Source organism: Psychromonas sp. MB-3u-54 (genome assembly GCF_002836415.1).
Taxonomy (GTDB): Bacteria; Pseudomonadota; Gammaproteobacteria; order Enterobacterales; family Psychromonadaceae; genus Psychromonas.
Genome location: NZ_PJBP01000124.1, coordinates 1 through 22,006 on the forward strand (window position 1 = coordinate 1; position 22,006 = coordinate 22,006).

At 39.5% G+C, this 22,006-nt stretch carries 15 protein-coding genes and 1 tRNA gene; 3 read left to right on the forward strand and 13 right to left on the reverse strand.

The annotated features are described in order from the left end of the window. Nucleotides 1-129: 129 nt before the first annotated feature. Nucleotides 130-309, forward strand: a complete 180-nt coding sequence (locus CXF72_RS08790) for a hypothetical protein (protein WP_101038596.1) — start codon at nucleotides 130-132, stop codon at nucleotides 307-309. A 346-nt stretch (nucleotides 310-655) separates the two neighbouring features. Here the strand turns inward: CXF72_RS08790 and CXF72_RS08795 are convergent, their stop codons facing one another. After that, nucleotides 656-1,252, reverse strand: a complete 597-nt coding sequence (locus CXF72_RS08795; protein WP_101038597.1) for an AAA family ATPase — start codon at nucleotides 1,250-1,252, stop codon at nucleotides 656-658. Nucleotides 1,253-1,749: 497 nt separating this feature from the next. Then, nucleotides 1,750-2,415, reverse strand: a complete 666-nt coding sequence (gene queC / locus CXF72_RS08800; protein WP_101038598.1) for a 7-cyano-7-deazaguanine synthase QueC — start codon at nucleotides 2,413-2,415, stop codon at nucleotides 1,750-1,752. Between the two features lie 304 nt (nucleotides 2,416-2,719). Between queC and queE the strand changes: the two genes are divergently transcribed. Together queE and hrpA are read left to right on the forward strand one after the other, a co-directional pair. Next, entirely contained in the window at nucleotides 2,720-3,397 is a 678-nt protein-coding gene (gene queE, locus CXF72_RS08805; protein ID WP_198552544.1) for a 7-carboxy-7-deazaguanine synthase QueE, read from the forward strand. 225 nt (nucleotides 3,398-3,622) lie between these two features. Beyond that, nucleotides 3,623-7,513 carry an ATP-dependent RNA helicase HrpA gene (gene hrpA, locus CXF72_RS08810; protein ID WP_101038600.1) on the forward strand — a complete coding sequence of 1,297 codons (3,891 nt, stop codon included), beginning with the start codon at nucleotides 3,623-3,625 and terminating at the stop codon, nucleotides 7,511-7,513. 192 nt (nucleotides 7,514-7,705) lie between these two features. On the opposite strand, the gene CXF72_RS08815 is transcribed toward hrpA, so the two are convergent. The 11 genes from CXF72_RS08815 to ubiG form a co-directional block, all read right to left on the reverse strand. Next, nucleotides 7,706-7,789, reverse strand: a tRNA-Tyr gene (locus CXF72_RS08815). 211 nt (nucleotides 7,790-8,000) lie between these two features. Continuing rightward, on the reverse strand, nucleotides 8,001-8,585 hold the full coding sequence (locus CXF72_RS08820; protein WP_101038601.1) for a VC2662 family protein: 585 nt from the start codon (nucleotides 8,583-8,585) through the stop codon (nucleotides 8,001-8,003). Nucleotides 8,586-8,706: 121 nt separating this feature from the next. Beyond that, the gene (gene purU / locus CXF72_RS08825) at nucleotides 8,707-9,543 is read right to left on the reverse strand and encodes a formyltetrahydrofolate deformylase (RefSeq protein ID WP_101038602.1); all 837 of its coding nucleotides are present in this window, start codon (nucleotides 9,541-9,543) and stop codon (nucleotides 8,707-8,709) included. Nucleotides 9,544-9,773: 230 nt separating this feature from the next. Further along, entirely contained in the window at nucleotides 9,774-10,286 is a 513-nt protein-coding gene (locus CXF72_RS08830; protein WP_101038603.1) for a YchJ family protein, read from the reverse strand. A 229-nt stretch (nucleotides 10,287-10,515) separates the two neighbouring features. Continuing rightward, complete coding sequence (gene asnB, locus CXF72_RS08835) at nucleotides 10,516-12,186, reverse strand: asparagine synthase B (RefSeq protein ID WP_101038604.1); 1,671 nt, start codon at nucleotides 12,184-12,186, stop codon at nucleotides 10,516-10,518. 186 nt (nucleotides 12,187-12,372) lie between these two features. Continuing rightward, nucleotides 12,373-13,989 carry a cation:proton antiporter domain-containing protein gene (locus CXF72_RS08840; protein ID WP_101038605.1) on the reverse strand — a complete coding sequence of 539 codons (1,617 nt, stop codon included), beginning with the start codon at nucleotides 13,987-13,989 and terminating at the stop codon, nucleotides 12,373-12,375. A gap of 176 nt (nucleotides 13,990-14,165) precedes the next feature. Next, a complete protein-coding gene (locus CXF72_RS08845) occupies nucleotides 14,166-15,863 on the reverse strand; it encodes a tetratricopeptide repeat protein (RefSeq protein WP_232784926.1) in 1,698 nt (565 codons plus the stop codon). Nucleotides 15,864-16,499: 636 nt separating this feature from the next. Continuing rightward, a complete protein-coding gene (yfaE, locus tag CXF72_RS08850) occupies nucleotides 16,500-16,751 on the reverse strand; it encodes a class I ribonucleotide reductase maintenance protein YfaE (RefSeq protein ID WP_101038606.1) in 252 nt (83 codons plus the stop codon). A gap of 35 nt (nucleotides 16,752-16,786) precedes the next feature. Further along, entirely contained in the window at nucleotides 16,787-17,932 is a 1,146-nt protein-coding gene (nrdB, locus tag CXF72_RS08855; RefSeq protein WP_101038607.1) for a class Ia ribonucleoside-diphosphate reductase subunit beta, read from the reverse strand. Between the two features lie 143 nt (nucleotides 17,933-18,075). Continuing rightward, nucleotides 18,076-20,349: a class 1a ribonucleoside-diphosphate reductase subunit alpha gene (nrdA, locus tag CXF72_RS08860; RefSeq protein ID WP_101038608.1), complete on the reverse strand. Its 2,274-nt coding sequence runs from the start codon at nucleotides 20,347-20,349 to the stop codon at nucleotides 18,076-18,078. Between the two features lie 631 nt (nucleotides 20,350-20,980). Further along, nucleotides 20,981-21,706: a bifunctional 2-polyprenyl-6-hydroxyphenol methylase/3-demethylubiquinol 3-O-methyltransferase UbiG gene (ubiG, locus tag CXF72_RS08865; protein ID WP_101038609.1), complete on the reverse strand. Its 726-nt coding sequence runs from the start codon at nucleotides 21,704-21,706 to the stop codon at nucleotides 20,981-20,983. Nucleotides 21,707-22,006 lie beyond the last annotated feature (300 nt).

Below are 22,006 nucleotides of genomic sequence, written 5' to 3' on the forward strand. Positions count from 1 at the left end.
CGTATTGTTAGTTTTGCGCATAAAGGCAGGCGCTGTTGCCGTATTGTTAGTTTTGCGCATAAAGACAGGCGCTGTTGCCGCCAGTATTTTTAATCCGTATCACTTTATGGGCAGCGAAGGAGAATAATAATGAAAGTTTCAATCATTGAAAATGATGGTGAGCGCGTAGTGGCATCCTACGAAATAAATTTCATAGAGCTGGACCACGAACCTTCAGATGAGGAATATTATTCTGAGGCATGGCAACGGGCAATTGAAGCAGACCTTGTGGTAGAGGATGATTTAGAGGAGTACCGTTTTAGCTTTTAATCTAAGTCTTAAATAAATATATCATTCGAATGATCAGCAATTCGGTGTCATTACTGCACTGATGCAGAGATTAAGGGGTTCAGATTGTTGTCAACAGCAAAGTGATTTTAACCCTCAGCTTAGAGGTAACAAATTAATCCAGTTTCGACCTCCCCTCTTGATAAATAAATAAATAAATAAATAATAAAATATTGCTGGCGCCACATTTTATTACCTAGCCGGTGAACAATAATCGAGTAACAACCTTTATTGCTTATGCAATTGAAGAATAAAATGAACAAAGTGCGGCTTGTAGGCACACCTTGACCTTCATCCTGTCTGCTAAGACTATTATGACGAGGAAATATCAGGGGGATTGTATTTTATCGATCACATTCTCAATGGTTCTAATGCCAAACAGAATCTTTTTAATAAAAGATTCTGAGCTGGAAACTAAATTGAAATTGGAATGTTTGGACCATATCTGCTGCAGTCTTTTATCCAGAATAATTGCTTTTTGGGCTGATTCATTTCTGACCGGGTTATTACTTTTGATTTCTTGACCTGACTTCGCAGCCGTTTCAAAAAAAATCACCGCATCGTAACGGCTTAATTCAAAATTCAATGAAGTATTCATGGTTTTAAAAAAATCTTCTTCTGAATGCGGCCAATAGGCAAGTCCATCTAAACAACCCCTGTCGCACAGGATAAGACCATTCGGGGTGGTTTTTCGCTGAATATCTTCTAAGTGCCGCTGTAAATTAAAGATAGCGACTTGCTGTGCACAGGCGACTTCCACCACGAAGGATCGATCAATACCACCACTAAATATCATCGTTGCGGCTTCAGGCACAGAGGCGATTTTTCCTTTTAATTCACGTCGAAACAGATCCAGAGCAGTTGTCTTTCCACCTCCGGGACCACCGGTTAACACAATACGTCTCTTTATATCTAATTTATTCATAGCACTTCCCCTTTTTATAGATTCAGTGAAAATATTAACCAATTGCCTCCCTATTTTTATTTTGGAAATTTTTGCGGAGTAATAAAAATGACGGCTATTAATTATTATTATGCAATATCTGTACTTAGCTATTGTTCAGGTTAGAAAATATGGGGAAGGTGGCAAGGTGTTGGTGTTTATTTAAAGCGGCAGGATTGAGAAAATTTGCAGGCGACAGGTAAAAAGGCTAGATTTTATTCTATGCCGAATTTGATTGTTAATATAATTACCGCTAAGGCTGCTAAGTGCTGAACAGCAGCGCATGTTAACTTATGCGGTAATAGTATGCCGTTAGCGGTAAACGCCTTCAAGCGCTAACAAGCGTTAACTAAGTGCTATCATATTCATTGGTATCATTAATGCCGTTAGCAGAAAACGCCTTCAAGCACTTAACTAAGTGCTTTCATATTTATTGGCATCATTAATGCCGTTAGCGGCAAACGCCTTCAAGCACTTAACTAAGTGCTTTCATATTCAATGGGGTCATTGATGCCGTTAGCGGCAAACGCTTCTAAGCGTTCAACACAAGAGCCGCACTTGCCACAGGCTTTCTCTCTGCCATTATAACAGGTCCATGTTTTACTATAATCAAGGCCCATTGCCATGCCATCTTTTAAAATGCCGCTTTTGTTATTGTTTAAATAGGGCGAAAAAATCTCTACTTTTTCATAATTAGCCACGGCTGCGACGTCATTCATTTTTTCAACAAAAATGGGCCTGCAATCGGGGTAAATTTCATGATCCCCCGAATGTGCGCCGTAATAAACCTGCTCGGCACCGAGTGAAACGGCATAACCAATAGCCAAAGATAATAAAATCATATTACGGTTGGGGACTACCGTGGATTTCATGTTTTCCTGTTGGTAATGGCCCTGCGCAACATCAATGCTGTTGTCGGTTAATGAAGAACCGCCAATTAACTGGTTAATAGCTGAAATATCAATAACTTTGTGATGGACTCCTAATTCTTCACAGACCTTGCGTGCCACTTCAATCTCTTTAATATGGCGTTGCCCGTAATCAAATGTTAAAGCATAAGGGGTTAAACCTTGTTGCATGGCTTTGTGTAATACGGTGAAAGAGTCCATGCCTCCAGAATAAATTACGACGACTTTTTTAGACATAAGACATTTTTCCCGATTGATTTAGATATAAAGCGGATCCTAAGTAATGATGCATAATTTTTCGAACCCTTTGAATTTTATTGTTATTTTTTATATTATTGTTATTTTTTATATTTTTGAGATATATATACCCATGATACTTCAAGATGCAAAGTCAGCAAGAAAAATTGTGCTGAGATGCTAGGCATAAAATTGAAGTAACATGGGTATAAATATTAAGTTTTAATAGGTTTGATTTTGTATGTTCACTTACTTATTGCGTTACACTGACAAAATCCTGCTACCAACCGAGCATAATAAAGCAATGAGTCAAAACTATAAAGTAAACGAATTATTTCAAACTATTCAGGGAGAAGGTTTTCACACCGGTGTACCCGCTATTTTTCTACGTTTACAGGGGTGTGATGTAGGTTGTGCCTGGTGTGATACTAAACATACTTGGGAAATAAACCCCGATAAACAGAGCGAACTGATTTTATTAACCGGCAGCAGTAATGAATCAACGCGTTGGGCAAATGTTAACGCGCGGGAGATAGTGGCTGAAATTAAACGTCTCGAATACAGCGCTAATTTAGTAGTGATCACCGGTGGTGAACCTTGTATGGCAGACTTGCGTGAGTTAACCACTGTGCTGCATGAGTTTGACTTTAAAACCCAGATTGAAACCAGTGGCACTTATCCTGTTTTAGTCGCACCGACGACTTGGGTGACACTCTCTCCAAAGGTTAATATGCGCGCAGGTAAAGTCGTTTTACAATCGGCGCTTGAACGTGCCGATGAAATAAAACATCCCGTTGGTACTGAAAAAGATATCGAACAGTTAGATGCATTGTTGGCAGAGCTTACATCGAGCGAGGATAAAATTATCTGTTTACAGCCGATTTCTCAGAAAGTAAAAGCAACACTTTTATGCAGTCGAGTCTGTATCGAACGCAACTGGCGTTTATCGGTGCAGATGCATAAGTATTTGGGAATCGATTAGTGATAGTTGGAAGACTGCTTGTTTTTTGAAAATAGATGATTTTTGAAAATCGATGGTGTTTCTGAAGGAAAATAAAAAGAGCAGTAATAGAGTCCTTGCGTCTATTCATAGCCAAACTATTTGAATCTGCATTCTCAAATAGTTTGGCTATAAGATAAAGCACTGCTGTCTTTATTGTATGCACCTTGCTAGGATCTGTTTTTTGATTCTTGTTAGGTATTTCTTTTGACCATTTCTGCTGCTACTTTAAAAAAACATCTCTCTCAGGCCTTATACCAAGACCAATTTTCTTTGGCACGTCGTATTGATGCTGCTAAAAAACAAAAAACAGCTGAAAAAGTAGAGCATGCCCTGGTTAAAGTAGCCTGCGATATTCAGTCTTCAATCGACGCGCGCGCCTTACGACTACTTAATTTACCTAAAGTGAGTTACCCGCCAAGCTTGCCCGTTAGCCAGAAAAAAGATGATATTTTGGCTGCTATTCGTGATAACCAAGTGGTTATTATTGCCGGGGAAACCGGATCCGGCAAAACCACTCAGATTCCTAAAATTTGTTTAGAGTTAGGGCGTGGTGTTTCGGGGCTGATCGGCCACACGCAGCCCAGGCGTATCGCGGCACGTACCGTTGCCAACCGTATTGCTGAAGAGCTTGATTCTATTGTAGGTGAAACCGTTGGTTACCGAGTACGTTTTACGGATAAAGTCAGCGAACGCTCTTATATCAAGTTAATGACCGACGGTATTTTATTGGCGGAAATTCAAAACGATCGTTTTTTAAGTAAATATGACACTATTATTATCGATGAAGCGCATGAGCGCAGTCTGAACATCGATTTTTTATTAGGTTATCTGAAACGTTTATTACCGCGCCGTCCGGATCTTAAAGTTATTATTACTTCTGCAACCATTGATCCCGAACGTTTTTCCAACCATTTTATCTCCGCCCGAGGTAAAAAAGCCCCGATCATTGAAGTCTCCGGCCGTACTTTCCCCGTTGAAACCTTATACCGTCCTTTAGAGGATTATGCAGGGGGGGATCAAATTGAAGGTATCTTTCACGCAGTCGATGAATTACAGCGCTTAGGGCGTGGCGATATTCTGATTTTTATGAATGGTGAACGGGAAATTCGTGATACAACCGATGCGCTAAACCGTCGTAATTTACGTGATACTGAAGTATTACCGCTGTTTGCACGATTAAGCGTTGCTGAACAGAATCGTATTTTCCAATCGCATCAAGGTCAGCGTATCGTGCTGGCCACCAACGTTGCAGAGACCTCGCTGACTATTCCCGGTATTAAATATGTTATTGATACCGGTACAGTACGTATCAGTCGCTACAGCTACCGTACTAAAGTACAACGTTTACCGATTGAACCTGTTTCACAGGCAAGTGCGAATCAGCGTAAGGGGCGTTGCGGACGTGTCAGTGACGGTGTCTGTATTCGCCTTTATAGTGAAGATGATTTTCTTTCCCGCCCGGAGTTTACGGATCCGGAAGTGCTGCGCACCAATCTTTCATCGGTTATTTTACAGATGCTCTCCTTGGGCCTTGGCGATCTGAATAAATTCCCCTTTGTGCAGCCGCCTGAAGATCGTAATATTAAAGATGGCTTAGTATTATTAGAAGAGTTAGGCGCCGTTGATCTAACGCTTCAGGAAGCGCAGAAAAAGCTTACGCCTCTAGGCCGGCAGTTAGCTAAACTGCCCGTTGATCCCCGTTTGGCTCGAATGATTTTAGCGGCGCAGGAGTTTGGTTGTGTCCATGAAGTGATGGTCATTAGTGCGGCATTAAGTATTCAGGATCCACGCGAAAGACCAATGGATAAACAACAAGCCGCCGATGAAAAGCATCGTCGCTTTGTTGACAAAAATTCTGATTTTATCGCTTTTGTGAATCTTTGGGATTATATCAAAGAGCAACGTCATGAGCTTTCCAGCAGCCACTTTCGTAAAATGTGTCAAAAAGAGTTTCTGGCTTACATGCGGGTGCGCGAATGGCAGGATATCTACACCCAAATTAAACAGGTGATCGATGAGTTAGGCATTAAAATCAATAACCAAGCCTCAAATTTTGATGCTATTCATCAAGCGTTATTAGGAGGGTTATTGTCGCACATCGGTTTTAAAGACAAAGAAGCTGAATACCTCGGTGCGCGTAACAGTAAGTTTTATCTATTTCCGGGATCGGCACTGTTTAAAAAGCAGCCTAAATGGATAATGACTGCCGAATTAGTTGAAACAGCGAAACTCTTTGGACGAACGGCTGCACGGATCAAACCTGAATGGATTGAACAGCAGGCACAACACTTAATTAAACGCAGTTACAGTGAACCGCATTGGCAGAAGAAGCTCGGGGTGGTGGGCGCATTTGAAAATCAGATTTTATATGGCGTGCCGATTGTCATTAAACGTAAGGTCATTTATACAAAAATAGATCCTGTTTTATGCCGGGAGCTTTTTATTCGTCATGCGCTGGTGGAAGGCGAATTTGTCACTCGTCATCAGTTTTTCAAAGAGAACCAACTGTTACTGGAAGATATTGAGGAGCTGGAGCATAAATCCCGTCGCCGTGATATTTTGGTGGATGATGAGACTTTATTCTATTTTTATGATCAGCATATTCCAACGGATGTAGCCAGCGCTAAACAGTTTGACAGCTGGTGGAATCGAGAAAAGCAAAAACAACCTGATTTATTAAATTACCAGCGCAGTTTAGTGATGACCCACGGCGCGGATCAAGTAACTGAAAATGCCTACCCCGATTGTTGGTCGCAGGGAAACTTCAAGCTGCGCTTAAGTTATGCTTTTGAGCCCGGTACTGCTCAGGATGGTGTCTCCGTTGAGGTTCCGCTGGCGTTATTAAATCAACTTCAGCCCAATGGTTTTGATTGGCAGATACCTGCATTGCGTGAAGAATTATTAATTGCATTAATTAAAACCCTGCCAAAACCAGTGCGTCGTAATTTTGTACCCGCACCAAATTACGCGCAGGCCGCATTAGCCGTCATGGAGCCCCTAAAAACACCGCTGCTTGAAGCATTTGAGAAACAACTGCTGCGCATGACCGGCGTACGCATCCCTGAGAATTCATGGGATATAACGGCATTACCAACACATCTTAAAATAAAATTTAATATTATTGATGAGCAGGGCAAAAGCATAAACCAAGGGACAGATTTAATACTTTTACAGCATCAGTTAAAAGGAAAAGTAAAAGAGACTCTGTCTAAAGTGTCGAAGCAGGGCATTGAAAAAACAGATTTAGTGACATGGAGTTTTGGAAAGTTGCCTAAGTCATTTAGTAAAGATCACGGCGGTTATCAAGTTAAAGCGTTCCCTGCACTGGTGGATAAAAATAAAAGTGTTGCCATTGAACTGTTTGACAGTGAACAAAAGGCCGCTCAAATTGGCAAGGAAGGTCTGCGCCGTTTAGTGTTATTAAATGTGCCGTCACCGATTAAATATTTACAAAAAAGTTTGCCTAATAAGGCCAAATTAGGTCTCTATTTTAATCCCTTTGGGCAAGTAAAAGACTTAATTGATGATTGTATTAACTGTGCTATTGATGCGATTTTAAAGGATCAGAAAAGTCCGACGACAGAAGCCGAATTTGAAGTGGAAAAAGAAAAAGTACGGGCAGAATTGGCTGAAGCCACATTAACAATAACCCAGTTAGTTGAACAAATATTAACTCTGGCTTATGCGGTAAATAAAAAACTCAAAGGGAAAGTTGATTTAACCCTGCTGGTGGCGCAAGGAGATATTAAAGCGCAATTAAATCGTCTTATTTTCCCCGGATTTGCTTGTCAGGTTGGTGAGGCTAGATTAACGGATTTAAAACGTTATTTAATGGCATTGGAAAAACGCTTAGAAAAGCTGCCCGTCAATCCCACGCAGGATCGTCTGCATACTATCGCACTCAATGAACTTGAAACACGTTACCATGCTCTTTGTAAAACCCTACTGGCGAGCGAAAGTGATAATCAACAATTAGCTGAAATTTATTGGATGATGGAGGAATTAAGGGTGTCTTTGTTTGCGCAGCAGTTAGGGACCGCTTATCCCGTTTCAGCAAAACGTATCAAGTTAAAGTTAGCTGAATTAAAGGGTTAGTTTCTCTATCAGCGTTATGCCTTTTATAAAGCTCATCATGCTTAGCGTGTTGGGCTTTTTTTTAAGCCGATAAAAAACATTATACAGTGATACAAATAGCGGAAAATGACTTTATATTATAGGGTAACGGGTAACGGGTAATAGGTAATTTATTTTGGAAAGTTTTTACAAAGGTAATCGAAAGGATTGAAATGGTGGAGGGGGACGGATTCGAACCATCGAAGCTTTCGCGGCAGATTTACAATCTGCTCCCTTTGGCCGCTCGGGAACCCCTCCTTCATTTCGCGATGGATAATAGCAGAAATTCAGCCTTTGTAAAACGTTGCTAAGAGAAAAACAGTAAATAAAATCAGTTCGTTGGGTGTTTTATTTGTTTTGTACAATAAACAACAAAAAGCGTTTAAATTAACAGCAGAAAAAAGATTAATAATGCTGTTAAACAACAGCATTATTAGAAGGAGGATTTTAAGTGTTAAGGGTGACCGCGTTAATTGGAAATGTTAACGGATAAATTCTTAGACCAATTCACCAAAGGGAAACATTTGAAAAAGCCGTTATCAGCGCAATTTAACAGACCAATCTGTATACCGTCAAGTTGTGTTGTTTTGTTAAACAGACCGACCTGCACAGTTGATTGCTGTGAAAAACTCACTGCGCCCACATCAACCAAAGTATGACCCGTCGAATAATTGACCAAACTGATATTAGCCCCTTTGACATTATTGGTTAAGTTTAGCGCGCCAATGTTCGCACCGACTGTATTACCTTCTTGCCAGTTAACAATACCTAAAGAAGCCCCTGTCATCTCCTGATTGACCTTAGCGGCACCAAAAAAGTTTAAATTTACACCGGTGGTTTTATTGGTTTCAGAGAGTCCAAAAGCGGCTAAGTCGAGACCCTTTACTTCATTAACTCTGCCATGAAAGACGCTAAGCCGAACGCCTTTAACACTCTCTGCATTAGGTGCATTAAAGCCATCAATGGTTGAGAACATAACCGGAGTTTGACTGGCTTGAAGCGCCGGAGAGAGCAACCCTGCCAGCACCGTTACAACAGGTAATAACTTTTTCATGATAATGTCCATCTCTTAGATAAGAATAAAGCGCGTTAAATAAAGATAACATTGATTGAATAAAAGTTAAAATAATGCAAAATTAATTTAACTTTTAGCGCCGCTGAGATTGAACTTCTGTTTATTGAAAAACCACGGTGCGGTTAGCATAAACAAAAATTTTGTCATCTAATACCTGTTGTAATGCACGGCTTAATACCGATTTTTCTACATCTCGTCCTGCTTTTACTAAATCATCAGCACTATAGGAATGATCAATGTGGGTTACATCTTGCGTAATAATAGGTCCTTCATCAAGGTCATTATTGACAAAGTGCGCCGTCGCGCCAATAATTTTAACACCCCGATCGAAGGCTTGCTGATAGGGTTTAGCACCAATAAAAGCGGGCAGGAATGAGTGATGAATGTTAATCAGTTTATTTTCATAAACCTTAACAAATTCAGGCGTTAAAATACGCATATATTTAGCCAAAATCACATAGTCAGGCGCATAGGGCGAAATCGTCTCTAGTACTTGCTTTTCATGCTCTTCACGACTTAAACCTTCATGACTGACCGTATGATAGGGAATGTTAAACTTGGTCACTAGGTCTTCTAATGTATTGTAATTGCCAATGACAGCTGCAATTTCAACATCAAGGCCACCGTAAGTGCTTTTCATTAAAATGTCACCAAGACAGTGAGCTTCTTTGGTGACTAAAATGACGATCCGTTTTTTCTGTGCTGATATTAATGCCCGATGGGAGCCTTTTGGTAGGCTAAAATCTAAATCGGCCAGCAGTGTCTGATCATTGAAATAACCTTCAATTTCAGTGCGCATAAAAAAACGCCCATGTTGGTGGTCGACAAACTCATTATTTTTAATAATATTCAGCTGATGTTTGTGGCAAATATTGGTGATTTGAGCAATCAGACCTTTGCTGTCAGGGCAATCCGTCAGTAGTATTTTCTTTTCCATTTTTATCTCTTATTTGTTGTGGCTATGCGCTGGTTATTTATACCAAAAGAATTAATGAAGTGATCAGGGGTTGCGAAGGAAAAATTAGATCTAACAAGGCGTGAGTTGCATTCGATCGTTATTCTCCTTCACAAAATCGTATGGAACGATTTTGAACAGCTTTAGCTGACCACAAAGTGGTGAAGAACAGGATGTTCTGAATAAAATTCACAACGCAGTTAGGGATAATTTTAACCAGCAAGGGTGATTACCTTTTTAGTGCTTTTGGTATTAGCACAACACTTTTTGTGCTTTTGAGCACTGCCGCAGGGACAGGGTTCATTACGGGGTATCTTACCTGATTTTTTCTCCGGATAAATAAGCCCATCACAATAAAGCCAGTCATTATTTTCTTTCACAAAATTAGAACGCTCATGGTGACAGAATAGTTTTCCCTGATCTAAGTACCAAGCTTTAAACTCCACGTAACCTGAATTGGAAAAACTTGCAGTGCTTAAAATTTGTAAATTTTTCCAATCAACGCTTTGTTCGGCTAAGGCTTCAACGCTTAAATCACCCCGGTAGTCAGGATGATAACTATCATATAAATACTCACCTAGTTGATACACAAAGGCACTAAAACGGGAGCGCATCAGCTGCTCACAGGTAATAGGTTTAACTGTTTTTATATGAAATGGAAAACAACATTGTTGATAGGTTTTGTTACTTTTACAAGGGCAGGTTTGCTGATTTAATTTGGGCATTTTATATTCGGCTGCGTATAAAAAAAGCGTTCCGCAGAACGCTTTATAAAGTTAATACCAAAAAAATTAATGAAGTGATCAGTGATTGCGAAGGGAAAATTAACGCTAATAAGGCGTGAGTTGCAGGAGATAGTTATTCTCACTTCAAAACTCACAACGCAGTTAGGGATAATTTTAACCAGCAAGGATGAGCACCTTTTTAGTTCTTTTGGTGTAATTTAACGTTTAGTTAGGCAATATTGTAGGCATCATTATGAATACCTGCTGCGCGACCGGAAGGATCTGCATTATTTTGGAAACTCTCATCCCAGGCTAATGCCTCAACGGTTGAACAAGCCACTGATTTACCGTGTGGTACACATTCTGCTGCACTGTCCAGCGGGAAGTGCTCAGCAAAGATAGTGCGGTAGAAGTAAGCTTCTTTGGTATCGGGTGTATTGATTGGGAACTTGAATTGCGCAGTCGCCAGTTGCTGATCCGTTACTTGTGTTTCAATATGCGCTTTTAACGTATCTATCCAGTTGTAACCCACACCATCGGAGAACTGCTCTTTTTGACGCCATAAAACTTCGCTTAATAATTGACCTTCAAAGGCTTCTCGAAGAATGTTTTTCTCGATGCGGCCATCTTTGATCATTTTAAGTTCAGGATTGGTACGCATAGCAACGTCCATGAACTCTTTATCTAAGAAAGGTACACGTGCCTCAATGCCCCAGGCCGCCATTGATTTATTAGCACGTAGACAGTCAAACATATGTAGTTTGCTGATTTTACGGTTTAATTCTTCATGTAACTCTTTAGGATTTGGCGCTTTATGGAAATACAAGTAACCGGCAAATATTTCATCAGCACCTTCACCTGAAAGTACCATTTTTATACCCATCGCTTTAATCTTACGTGCCATCAGGTACATAGGTGTTGAAGCGCGAATAGTGGTTACATCGTAAGTTTCAATATGGTAAATAACTTCACGCAAAGCATCAATACCATTTTGTACGGTAAAGATAATAGGGTGGTGAATAGTGCCTAATTCTTTGGCTACTTTTGCAGCAGCGGCTAAATCAGGCGAGTCCTCCAGACCAACAGAGAAAGAGTGCAGTTGTGGCCACCATGCGCCGCTTTCACCATTGTCTTCAATACGCTGTTTAGCAAATTTTTGCGTGATAGCCGAGATAACAGATGAATCTAATCCACCGGACAGTAAAACACCGTAGGGTACATCACACATTAACTGACGCTTAACCGACGCTTCAAGTGCTTCACCAATTTCAGCCGCGCTGCCGCCGTTATCTTTAACTGCATCATATTCCATCCAGTCACGTGCATAATATTGAGTGATTTCACCTATGTCACTGTCCAAAAAGGATCCCGGTGGGAATTCCTGAACTTTTGTACAGATAGGTGTTAATGCTTTCATTTCTGAGGCGACATAAAAATTACCGTGTTCATCCCAGCCCATATAGAGCGGGATAATACCCATATGATCACGGCCAATCAGGTATTTATCTTTTTCAGCATCGTACAAACAAAAAGCAAAAATACCGTTTAAATCATCCAGGAAATCACTCCCTTTTTCTTCGTACAAAGCCAAGATAATTTCACAGTCTGATTTTGTTTTAAACTGATAACCACAGGTTAATTCAGCTTCTAACGCTTTGTGGTTATAGATCTCACCATTTACCGCAAGGATATGTGTATTATTCTGATTGTACAGAGGCTGTGCGCCAGTATCTACATCTACAATGGAAAGACGCTCATGAACCAATATTGCTTTCTCAGACGCGTAGACGCCGGACCAATCTGGGCCACGGTGACGAAGCAGTTTAGACATTTCAATAGCTTGTTGACGTAAAGCGAGCGGATCGCTTTTAATGTCAAGTACACCAAAAATTGAACACATAATGTTACCTTTTATTTAAAGCGGATATCTACAAGATATCGAGTGTTAAGTTATTAATGCTTGCCGGTTTGCTGTGACAAAACAAAAAAACAATAATTTGATAGACGATTTTTGCAGAATAATCAATAAAAGTCACTAAATCACCGTAATATATTAGAAATAAGTCTAATTCGGATAAATGAACGATTATAACTCTTGTTTATGATGATCTTTTAGCAATGAAATTTGTAATTCCGAACAAACATGGCGCGCAAAACCAGAGCCCGCTTCTTCGTACATATTGTAAACTTGATTAACACCGAACTCATTTAATTCCACCTCATCGCTTTGATAGTGTGCAAGTGCGGCGACTTTAAAACTGCAGCTGTTAATTTTATTAAGTTGCTCTGCTGCATAACGATTACCATTATGATCCGGCATTGCCAATAAAATAAGTTTAATATTATCTGTTAGCTGTAATTTATTCCAAAAATCTGAATCTAAGGCATCACCGGTTATTACCCGTCTTCCACGGGCACGATGTGCCAGCGTTTTTTGATGATTGTAATCAATACCCATTACCCGTTCACCGTAGGTTATCTTTAGGGCCTCATAGGCCCCCGTTCCAATCTGACCCATCCCTAATACTAATATTTGAGCATCGCCCACCCGCACTGGCCGATCATCTTTATGCAAACGTTTTGCCTGAAAACGTTTTAAAGGACGGCTAAAGCGGCTGTAGATAGTATCCGCATATTTATTTAATAATGAGGCGATAATAAAGCTAAAGGAGACGGCAATGGCGATGATAATCAACCAATCCTGAGATAACCAACCTTTATGGGTGGCAAGGGCCGCAACAATTAAGCCAAATTCACTGTAATTTGCCAATGAAAATGAACTGAACAGAGAAGTCCGTGAGCGTAATTTAAATCGACTTAAGGTAAGGAAATAAAGTGCAATTTTTCCTAATAATAAAATGGATAAAATACCGGCAACCATAACATGATCAATATTTGGCAATCCACCCAAGCCGATGCTCAAAAAGAAGCAGATTAAAAACAGCTCTTTCAGATTAAATAAAGATTTGGCCATGTTTTTAGCACTGGGGTGTCCCGCAAGCAGCATTCCTGCGATTAGTGCGCCTAAATCTGCCTTTAAGCCGGCAAATTCAAATAAACCCGCTCCGACAACCAGCGCTAAAAAGAAACCGTATAAAACTAATAACTCGCCGTGACCTGCTCTATCTAATAGTTTAAATAAAAGAGGGCGGATAAGGGGCAAGCCTAATAATGCAACTGCCCAAATTGATGGCATTTCCCCGATCGAAATGGTTAAAAACAGCACGGCAAAAATATCCTGCATGATCAAAATACCGATTGCTATCCTGCCATAAAGTGAGTTTGTTTCACTTTTTTCTTCCAGAATTTTGACCGCAAAGACGGTACTTGAAAAACTTAATGTAAAGGAGACAAGTACTAACTCCATTATTTTGAGATCAATAAAAAATATTAAACCAACCATTTTTAAGGACGCTAACAGCAGGGTATAAAAAATAATACTGGCGATAAGATGAATACTTGCGCCTCCCCAAACTTCGCTTTTAAAGAGGGTGCGGATATCTAATTTTAATCCGATAGAAAATAGTAATAGAGTGACGCCTAAATTCGACAGGCTAATCAACCCTTCACTGGATTCAAAGCCGAAAAAATTAAGGACAAAACCTGCTATTAAAAACCCGACCATGGGCGGTAAGCTGGTGAAGTTAACCACCATGCCGAAGGTAAATGCGGTGCCAATAAAAAGTAGTATAGAAAAATCCATATGAAGCTCATTTGATAAAGGGGAGAAGTAATGCCGATGACACCTTGCAGTTCAATTTAATCGCTGCTTTATTATATTTTTCTGCGCATTTAAAACCTTTTAATAAAAAAGAGGGTGACAAATTTATTTTATAATATTTTACAATATTTTGACATGAATAAGTTAAAACAATTAGGTTAGAAAAATGAAGGAGCAACCTTGCCGATTGTTTTATTTTCAGCGTCATTATCGGCCAGGTAGATTTTATCCGGGGATTGTTTTTGTTGTGCTTTTAGTAACTCAATATGCTCAGGCAGTGAATAAGTTAGAAAGGTTGTTGTATCGGGCCATTTTCGCTGCACGACTACTTTAATGCCATCATTCAATAACCATTGAAAACTTACCTCGCCTTTTATAGGGTCACCTTCAGAGGTATCTGGTTGATCATATTTTTGTTGCACTATCTCTTTAATACGAAAAATTAAACTGGGATCACTTCTGCCTATAAAAGTATATTGTGCACTGGCAAAATAATCTTCACGCGTATAGGTTATCTCCAGCTGACTTGTGCCTTCAATGGCAGCACCCGTAAAATAAGTGTCTGACCAGTCAGCCAGGTTTTCAGAAATAACGGTTATCTTTTTATTTTTAATTTCCTTGGATAATACCTGTCTATTGGTGCAGGCTATCGGCACTGAAAAAAGTTCTGTTGTGGCATTTTTTAAACAAAATTTGTGTTCAGATAGTTTTTGATAGTTAACTTTAGACCAAGCTTCAGGGGATTTTTGATATAATGCCAGCGCGCGCTCAATATCCATGGGCACACCTATACCCTGCTCATAATAAGCTGCCAAATGCGCATTTGCATACAGATTTCCTAATGAGACAGCCTTTTGATAGTAATCAAATGCTTTCGATTTATTAATTTTTATTCCCTGTTCACCCTTTTCATAAATAAGACCAAGGTGATAATAAGCTTGGGGATGATTTTTGATTGCAGCATGCTTGTACCAATTAATCGCAATGCGGATGTTTTTCTCGATACCGCTGCCATTTTGATAGAGCTTGGCAAGTTTATATTGTGCAGTACTGTCACCCTTATTTGCCGCGCTTTTGTACCATTTCATAGCTTGTTCTAAATTGGTTTTTCCCGCTTTACCATTTTCGTGAAATTCACCCGCTTTATAGGCCGCAGGCGCAAAATTTTTCAGCGCTGATGCTTGGTATAGCGAGTGCGCACGCAGGTTATCCTGAACAACGCCATGGCCAAGTTCATAGAATTGAGCAAGGTAAAAAGTTGCACTGGCATTACCCTGTGAGGATGCTTTTTTATACCATTTGATAGCTGCGTGATAATCTTGTTTAACACCTTTACCCAATCGGTAAATGTTGGCCAAATGGAGCTCTGCAGAGAGATATCCTTGTTCTGCTGCTTTACTAAACCAAAGAAAACTTTGCCGATCATTTTGCAGTGCACCGTTACCATCTTGATAGTGTAAGCCTAATTGGAATTGGGATTCTGCATCTCCTTGATTAGCGGCTTTTAAATACCATTTTACCGCACTTTGAGGGCTTGCTGTCACACCTGTCCCCTGGTCATAGAGCGACGCTAGAACAGCTTGTGCTGCAATATTATTCTGAATTGCAGCTTCTTTGTACCAATGGGCAGCTTGCTTGATATCTATTAAAACCCCTTGTCCACTTTCATACATCCAGGCTAAAGCATATTGCGCGGCAGGATCTCCCTGCTTGGCTAATTTTTTCCATAATGAAACTGCATGTGCGTAGTCACCGGCCTGAGCGGCTTCATAAGCGTCATTAAAATCAGAGCGAGCGAAAGCATTCGAGCTTAATAAGACCGCACTAAGGAGGGTAATAGCAGCTAACTTAAACACAGTAATAATTCATTAAATTTAAATCCAGGAGTGTCAGTTTTACTTCTATAGATATCATTTATTTAGTAAAATGCTAAGCAATAGGGTTCATCTCTACGTTTTCATTATTTTTCATTATTTTTTATTATATAGGGAGTTATCGTTGGTGATCGCTATAATTTCGCAGAGAGATTAATTATTTGTGAAAGATATCACTGTTAATAACTTTATGTCTCATATTTTTAGCATTATTAGACTTGACTAATTAAAGTGATTAGTCTAGATGGAATAGTGGTTTAAAGTTCGTAAAATCATGATGTTGTGAATATTACCAAGCGGCAAAAACAGGACGGGTAAGATTTATTATCACGTATTTTATAATATAACTTAGTGTCACTGCCTGAGCATGCGTCTTTTACTGATAATGTTCTTTAAAACAACATCTTGAATTAGAAGTTAATCATCTGAACTGAGGTTTTTTGGTACTGGTTATATTGACTGCGGCATTATTTTTTCGAATCAAGATGGTAAGGAGAGAAAATCTGCTGTCGAGCAAAGGGAACAGATCATTTTACTGAGGCTGATAAACCAATAGGTTGGTGAAAGTTATCCTGTCAACTTTGAGTTAAAACAGGCGATTTATCGCTATTGATGAGCTTAATAGGTTGCCAGTACAATATCCTGCTTGGATTTTGAGCAGCAGGTTAACACCTCGCCATCCCGAAGATAGGCCATTGGGTAGTTTATATAGTCAGCTTGTCCGCTAATTAATCGGCAGCGGCAAACACCACAATGACCATCACGGCAATGATATTCCTGCTTAATTGCTTGAGCTTCCAAATTCTCAAGCAATGTTTTTTCACTGTCGAGGGGATATTCAATCCCGTTGACAGTTATTTTTTTACTCATAACGACTGCAAATAAGAGCGTTGCTGAGAAGCTGTTTATAATTCAAAGGTACTGAGATCTTCACTGTCAACTTTACTGTCAATTTGCCCTACCAGATAGGAACTAATTTCCGTTTCCTGCGGAGCAACCTGTACGTTATCACTGACCAGCCAATTATTAATCCATGGAATGGGATTACTCTTAACTTCAAATTCTGGGGCATAACCAATTGCCTGCATACGCAGATTTGAAATATATTCAACATATTGGGATAATATTTGTTCATTTAGGCCAATCATTGATCCATCTTTAAACAAATATTTAGCCCAATCTTTTTCTTGCTGAGCCGCTTTTAAAAATATTTCCCGCCCTTCAGCAAAGCATTCAATAGCAATCTCTGCCATTTCAGGATCATCTTTTCCATCAGCCCAAAGATTTAAAATTTGTTGCGTCGAATTGAGGTGAAGGGCTTCATCCCGCGCAATTAATTTGATTATTTTTGCATTACCTTCTAATAAATCACGCTCGGCAAAGGCAAATGAACAAGCAAAAGAAACATAAAAACGAATGGCTTCTAAGGCATTAACTGAACAGATACAAAGGTAAAGTTTTTTCTTAATGGCGCGCAGGTTTAATTTTTCAACTTGGTTTTTCAGGTTGATATAATCAATGTCATTTTGTTCCAATCCATGCAGTTGCATAAACTGTGTGGCATGGATTAACGCATCATAATAGCCGGAAATATCTGTTGCGCGCTTTTGAATTTCGACATTAGTGACGATATCTTCAAAGATTTCAGCGGGTTCAGTAAATAGATTACGTAAAATATGGGTGTAACTGCGACTGTGAATAGTTTCAGAAAATGACCATGTTTCAATCCAAGTTTCAAGTTCTGGTAATGACACAATCGGCAGTAGCGCAATATTGGGGCTACGACCCTGAATTGAATCTAATAATGTTTGGTATTTTAGATTGGAGATGAAAATATGCTGCTCATGATCCGGTAAGTTTAAAAAATCGATACGGTCACGGCTTACATCAATCTCCTCTGGTCGCCAGAAAAACGATAACTGTTTTTCAATTAACATTTCAAATACAGCAAAGCGTTGTTGGTCATAACGCGCTACATTGACCGGATTGCCAAAGAACATGGGTTCCTTCATTGCATCATTAGGAATTGTCGAGAAAGTTGTATAAGCCATAGAATGCTCCAGATGAACGTTTGATTTATGAATAAAGAGTCTAAAATTTTTTGTTGTTAGCGAGGCTAATCAAGTTTAATTATAAGCAATAGAATGCTCAGCTTATAATATTAAGCGAGCATTCTTTTTGTCGTTAGCGTTGATTATATCTTACATGCACCGCCCGCACAGTCATCTGCTTCTTCTATCACGTTTTCATCGTCTGCACCATCGCGGGTATTGTGGTAATACAATGTTTTAACACCCATTTTATAAGCAACCAATAAGTCTTTTAAAAGATTAGTCATCGGCACTCGTCCTTCAGAAAAACGTTTTGGATCGTAATTCGTATTGGCTGAAATTGCTTGATCGATGAATTTTTGCATTATGCCAACTAATTCAAGGTAACCTTGATTGTTGGGAATATCCCACAATAACTCATAGTTTTGTTTATATTTTTCATACTCAGGCACTACCTGCTTCAAAATACCATCTTTACTTGCTTTAACGCTTACAAAACCGCGTGGTGGTTCAATACCATTAGTCGCATTCGATATTTGACTCGATGTTTCAGAGGGCATTAATGCCGATAAGGTAGAATTACGTAAACCGTGTTTAACAATATCACTGCGCAGGGTTTCCCAATCGAGGTGATACTGTTCATCACAAATATTATCTAATGACTTTTTGTACGTATCAAGCGGTAAAATACCCTGTGCATAACGTGTTTCGTTAAATTTAGGGCATGCACCACGTTCGAAAGCCAGTTTGTTGGAGGCTTTCAAAAGATAATATTGAATAGCTTCAAAGGTTTTATGGGTTAGATTGTTGGCGCTGCCATCTGAGTATTTAACGCCGTTTTTAGCTAAATAATAAGCGAAGTTGATAACCCCTATGCCTAATGTCCGACGTGCCATACTGCTGTTTTCAGCCGCTTTTACCGGGTAATCCTGGTAATCCAGTAAGCTATCTAATGCGCGCACTGCAAGTTCTGCAAGCTCTTCGAGTTCATCAAGTGACTCAATTGCGCCCAAGTTAAATGCCGATAAGGTACACAGGGCAATTTCACCTTCTTCATCCATAATGTGCTGCATGGGTTTAGTCGGCAAGGCAATTTCAAGGCATAAGTTACTTTGACGAATAGGGGCAACCTTACTGTCAAAGGGACTGTGCGTATTACAGTGATCCACATTTTGAATGTAGATTCGGCCCGTACTGGCGCGTTCCTGCATTAGAAGAGAGAACAACTCAACGGCTGGAATGCTTTTTTGACGAATCTCAGGATCACCTTCGTATAAATTATACAAACGCTCAAATTCATCTTGATCTTCAAAAAAAGCATCGTATAAACCGGGGACATCCGAGGGACTGAACAAGGCTATATTTCTTTTGTCGATCAGGCGTTGATAAAATAATCGGCTTAGTTGGACTCCGTAGTCGAGATGACGTATGCGGTTGGAGTCAATGCCTCGATTATTTTTTAAAACCAATAAAGATTCAACTTCCAAATGCCAGACAGGGTAAAAAACCGTTGCTGCACCGCCACGTACGCCACCCTGTGAGCATGATTTTACTGCGGTTTGGAAGTGTTTGTAGAATGGAATACAACCCGTATGGAAGGCCTCGCCGCCTCGAATAGCACTGCCCAGTGCACGAATACGACCGGCATTAATACCGATCCCGGCGCGTTGTGAAACATATTTAACAATTGCGCTGGATGTCGCGTTGATCGAATCAAGACTATCACCCGTTTCAATCAATACACATGAACTAAATTGACGCGTTGGTGTGCGGACGCCGGCCATAATAGGGGTCGGTAATGAAATTTTAAATTGTGAAACCGCATCATAAAAGCGTTTAACGTAAGATAAACGTATGGCAGGTTCATAATTGGAAAACAGGCATGCTGCCACCATCATGTAAAGAAACTGTGCACTTTCATAAATATCACCGGTGACACGGTTTTGAATGAGGTATTTACCCTCAAGCTGTTTTACTGCGGCATAAGAAAACTTTAAATCACGATCATGAACGATAAATTTTTCCATCTCTTCAAACTCTTGCTTGCTATAGTCTTCAAGAAGATGCGTATCGTACTTGCCTTTAGAACACATTTTACTGACGTGTTCAAAGATACTTGGCGGTGTAAAACGTCGATAAGCTTTTTTACGCAGATGGAATACCGCAAGATGTGCCGCTAAATATTGGTAGTCTGGTGATGCTTCTGAGATAAGATCAGCGGCCGCTTTAATAATAGTCTCATGGATATCATCGGTACGGATACCATCATAAAACTGAATATGTGAATTTAATTCAACCTGAGAGACCGAAACATTTTTTAAGCCTTCTGCAGCCCAAGTGATAACTCGGTGAATCTTATCAAGATCAATGCGTTCTCTTTTGCCATTTCGTTTTGTGACAAATAGGTTTTTTTTCATTCAGGATACCTTATATCTAGCGACAACTGTGTTACTTAACATGCAGTTTTAATAGTGTTGCTCATTGGTCAAAAACACAACATATTGTGTTTGATAGCGCGAGGTGACACAAGATAAAGCTTTTTAAGTTTTTTTCAAGCAAATGTTTTTAGCTTTACAGTGGATAAAATTGTGGATAACTAGCGCATAAAAAAACAGGTTAGTATTAACTAACAAATAGCTTAAGGGAGGGGCTGAGATCAATGAAATGCAACCTTTATTTTTAACTGTAAATAATAATTATATCAGCAAATATAATTAGGAATAAAATTTCACTAACTTCTCTTCTATTCCTGTTTTTGCATTTCTACCGATTACACGCGGGCAAAAATAAGAAAAACTTTTCAATTATTGCGTGCTGCCTGTTTAATATAGCAGGTTAATAATAAATGCCATTGCGATTCATACCATTCAAATTTAAAAAGTAATATTGCGGGAAAGATGATGAAACTAGCTATGGAAGAAAATAGTGACAATAATCAGCTTATGGTGAGATTGTTCGTTCGGCAATCGGCTTGCTTAATAAGACGAATAGAATGGCAGAGAAGCAGGGGATTTATACTTCTCTGTTAATAAGATCCTGTAAATCTGGTTACAGGGCTTTTGTACACCTTAGCATGTAATTAACATTGACATTTTTAGTAATAACAAACTCGCTCTGCAGCGGATTAAATTCAACACCGCATAAATCTTCACAGGTTAATGTGGTGCTATCAATAGCTGTTAATAACTGTGAAGGGCGAATAAATTTTTCATATTCATGGGTGCCTTTAGGTACCCATTTCAATAAATGCTCGGCACCAACAATCATCATTAAATAAGCCTTGAAGGTTTTATTAATAGTCGAAAAATAAACCGTACCACCCGGTTTGACCAAATCGCAACAAGCTTGCACAATAGAGGCAGGATCCGGCACATGCTCTAACATCTCCATGCAAGTCACCAAATCAAATTGACCCGCATGTTGTGCCGCAAACTCCTCTGCGGTTATTTTTTGATACTGTACTTTTGTTTGCGTCTCTAATGCGTGCAGCTTTGCAATTTGTAACGCAGCATGGGCCATATCGATGCCTGTTACATTCGCGCCTTGTTTTGCCATGCTTTCACTGAGAATACCGCCACCACAGCCAATATCTGCAATCGACTTGGCAAATAATCCCTCGCTGCCCTGCTCTATATAACGTAACCGAGTGGGATTAAGCATATGCAATGGTTTGAAGTCACCTTCTAAATCCCACCATTGTTCAGCCATTGCGGAGAACTTTTCAATTTCTTTTGGATCAACATTGTTTGCAGTTGTACTTTTATTGACTGACATGAAGCTTTACCCGGTTTTTGTAGATGAGGCATTATAACGAGTAAAAAAGATAAAACAATTAACCTGAGTCCCGCTAATAGCGCGGCAAAAATATTTAAAATCGTGATCATCCCTAAGCCGAGACGTTTCAGCGTATCAAGTTGGGAAAGGCGATTAGAAAGCTAAAATTAACCGCCTGTAGAAGTTTTAGATAAAAATTAATTTGTATAAAAAAACATCACAAATGACATCCTACCGCTTATTTGCGCCATAGATTGATTCTGAGCTTATATTAATTGAAAAATGCCGCTGAATTCATCT

What these genes read in the sequence shown, in the direction of transcription:
- CXF72_RS08790 (WP_101038596.1), top strand. Translation starts at nt 130, where the DNA reads ATGAAAGTTTCAATCATTGAAAATGATGGTGAGCGCGTAGTGGCATCC.
- CXF72_RS08795 (WP_101038597.1), bottom strand. Translation starts at nt 1,252, where the DNA reads ATGAATAAATTAGATATAAAGAGACGTATTGTGTTAACCGGTGGTCCC.
- queC (WP_101038598.1), bottom strand. Translation starts at nt 2,415, where the DNA reads ATGTCTAAAAAAGTCGTCGTAATTTATTCTGGAGGCATGGACTCTTTC.
- queE (WP_198552544.1), top strand. Translation starts at nt 2,720, where the DNA reads ATGAGTCAAAACTATAAAGTAAACGAATTATTTCAAACTATTCAGGGA.
- CXF72_RS08820 (WP_101038601.1), bottom strand. Translation starts at nt 8,585, where the DNA reads ATGAAAAAGTTATTACCTGTTGTAACGGTGCTGGCAGGGTTGCTCTCT.
- purU (WP_101038602.1), bottom strand. Translation starts at nt 9,543, where the DNA reads ATGGAAAAGAAAATACTACTGACGGATTGCCCTGACAGCAAAGGTCTG.
- CXF72_RS08830 (WP_101038603.1), bottom strand. Translation starts at nt 10,286, where the DNA reads ATGCCCAAATTAAATCAGCAAACCTGCCCTTGTAAAAGTAACAAAACC.
- asnB (WP_101038604.1), bottom strand. Translation starts at nt 12,186, where the DNA reads ATGTGTTCAATTTTTGGTGTACTTGACATTAAAAGCGATCCGCTCGCT.
- CXF72_RS08840 (WP_101038605.1), bottom strand. Translation starts at nt 13,989, where the DNA reads ATGGATTTTTCTATACTACTTTTTATTGGCACCGCATTTACCTTCGGC.
- yfaE (WP_101038606.1), bottom strand. Translation starts at nt 16,751, where the DNA reads ATGAGTAAAAAAATAACTGTCAACGGGATTGAATATCCCCTCGACAGT.
- nrdB (WP_101038607.1), bottom strand. Translation starts at nt 17,932, where the DNA reads ATGGCTTATACAACTTTCTCGACAATTCCTAATGATGCAATGAAGGAA.
- nrdA (WP_101038608.1), bottom strand. Translation starts at nt 20,349, where the DNA reads ATGAAAAAAAACCTATTTGTCACAAAACGAAATGGCAAAAGAGAACGC.
- ubiG (WP_101038609.1), bottom strand. Translation starts at nt 21,706, where the DNA reads ATGTCAGTCAATAAAAGTACAACTGCAAACAATGTTGATCCAAAAGAA.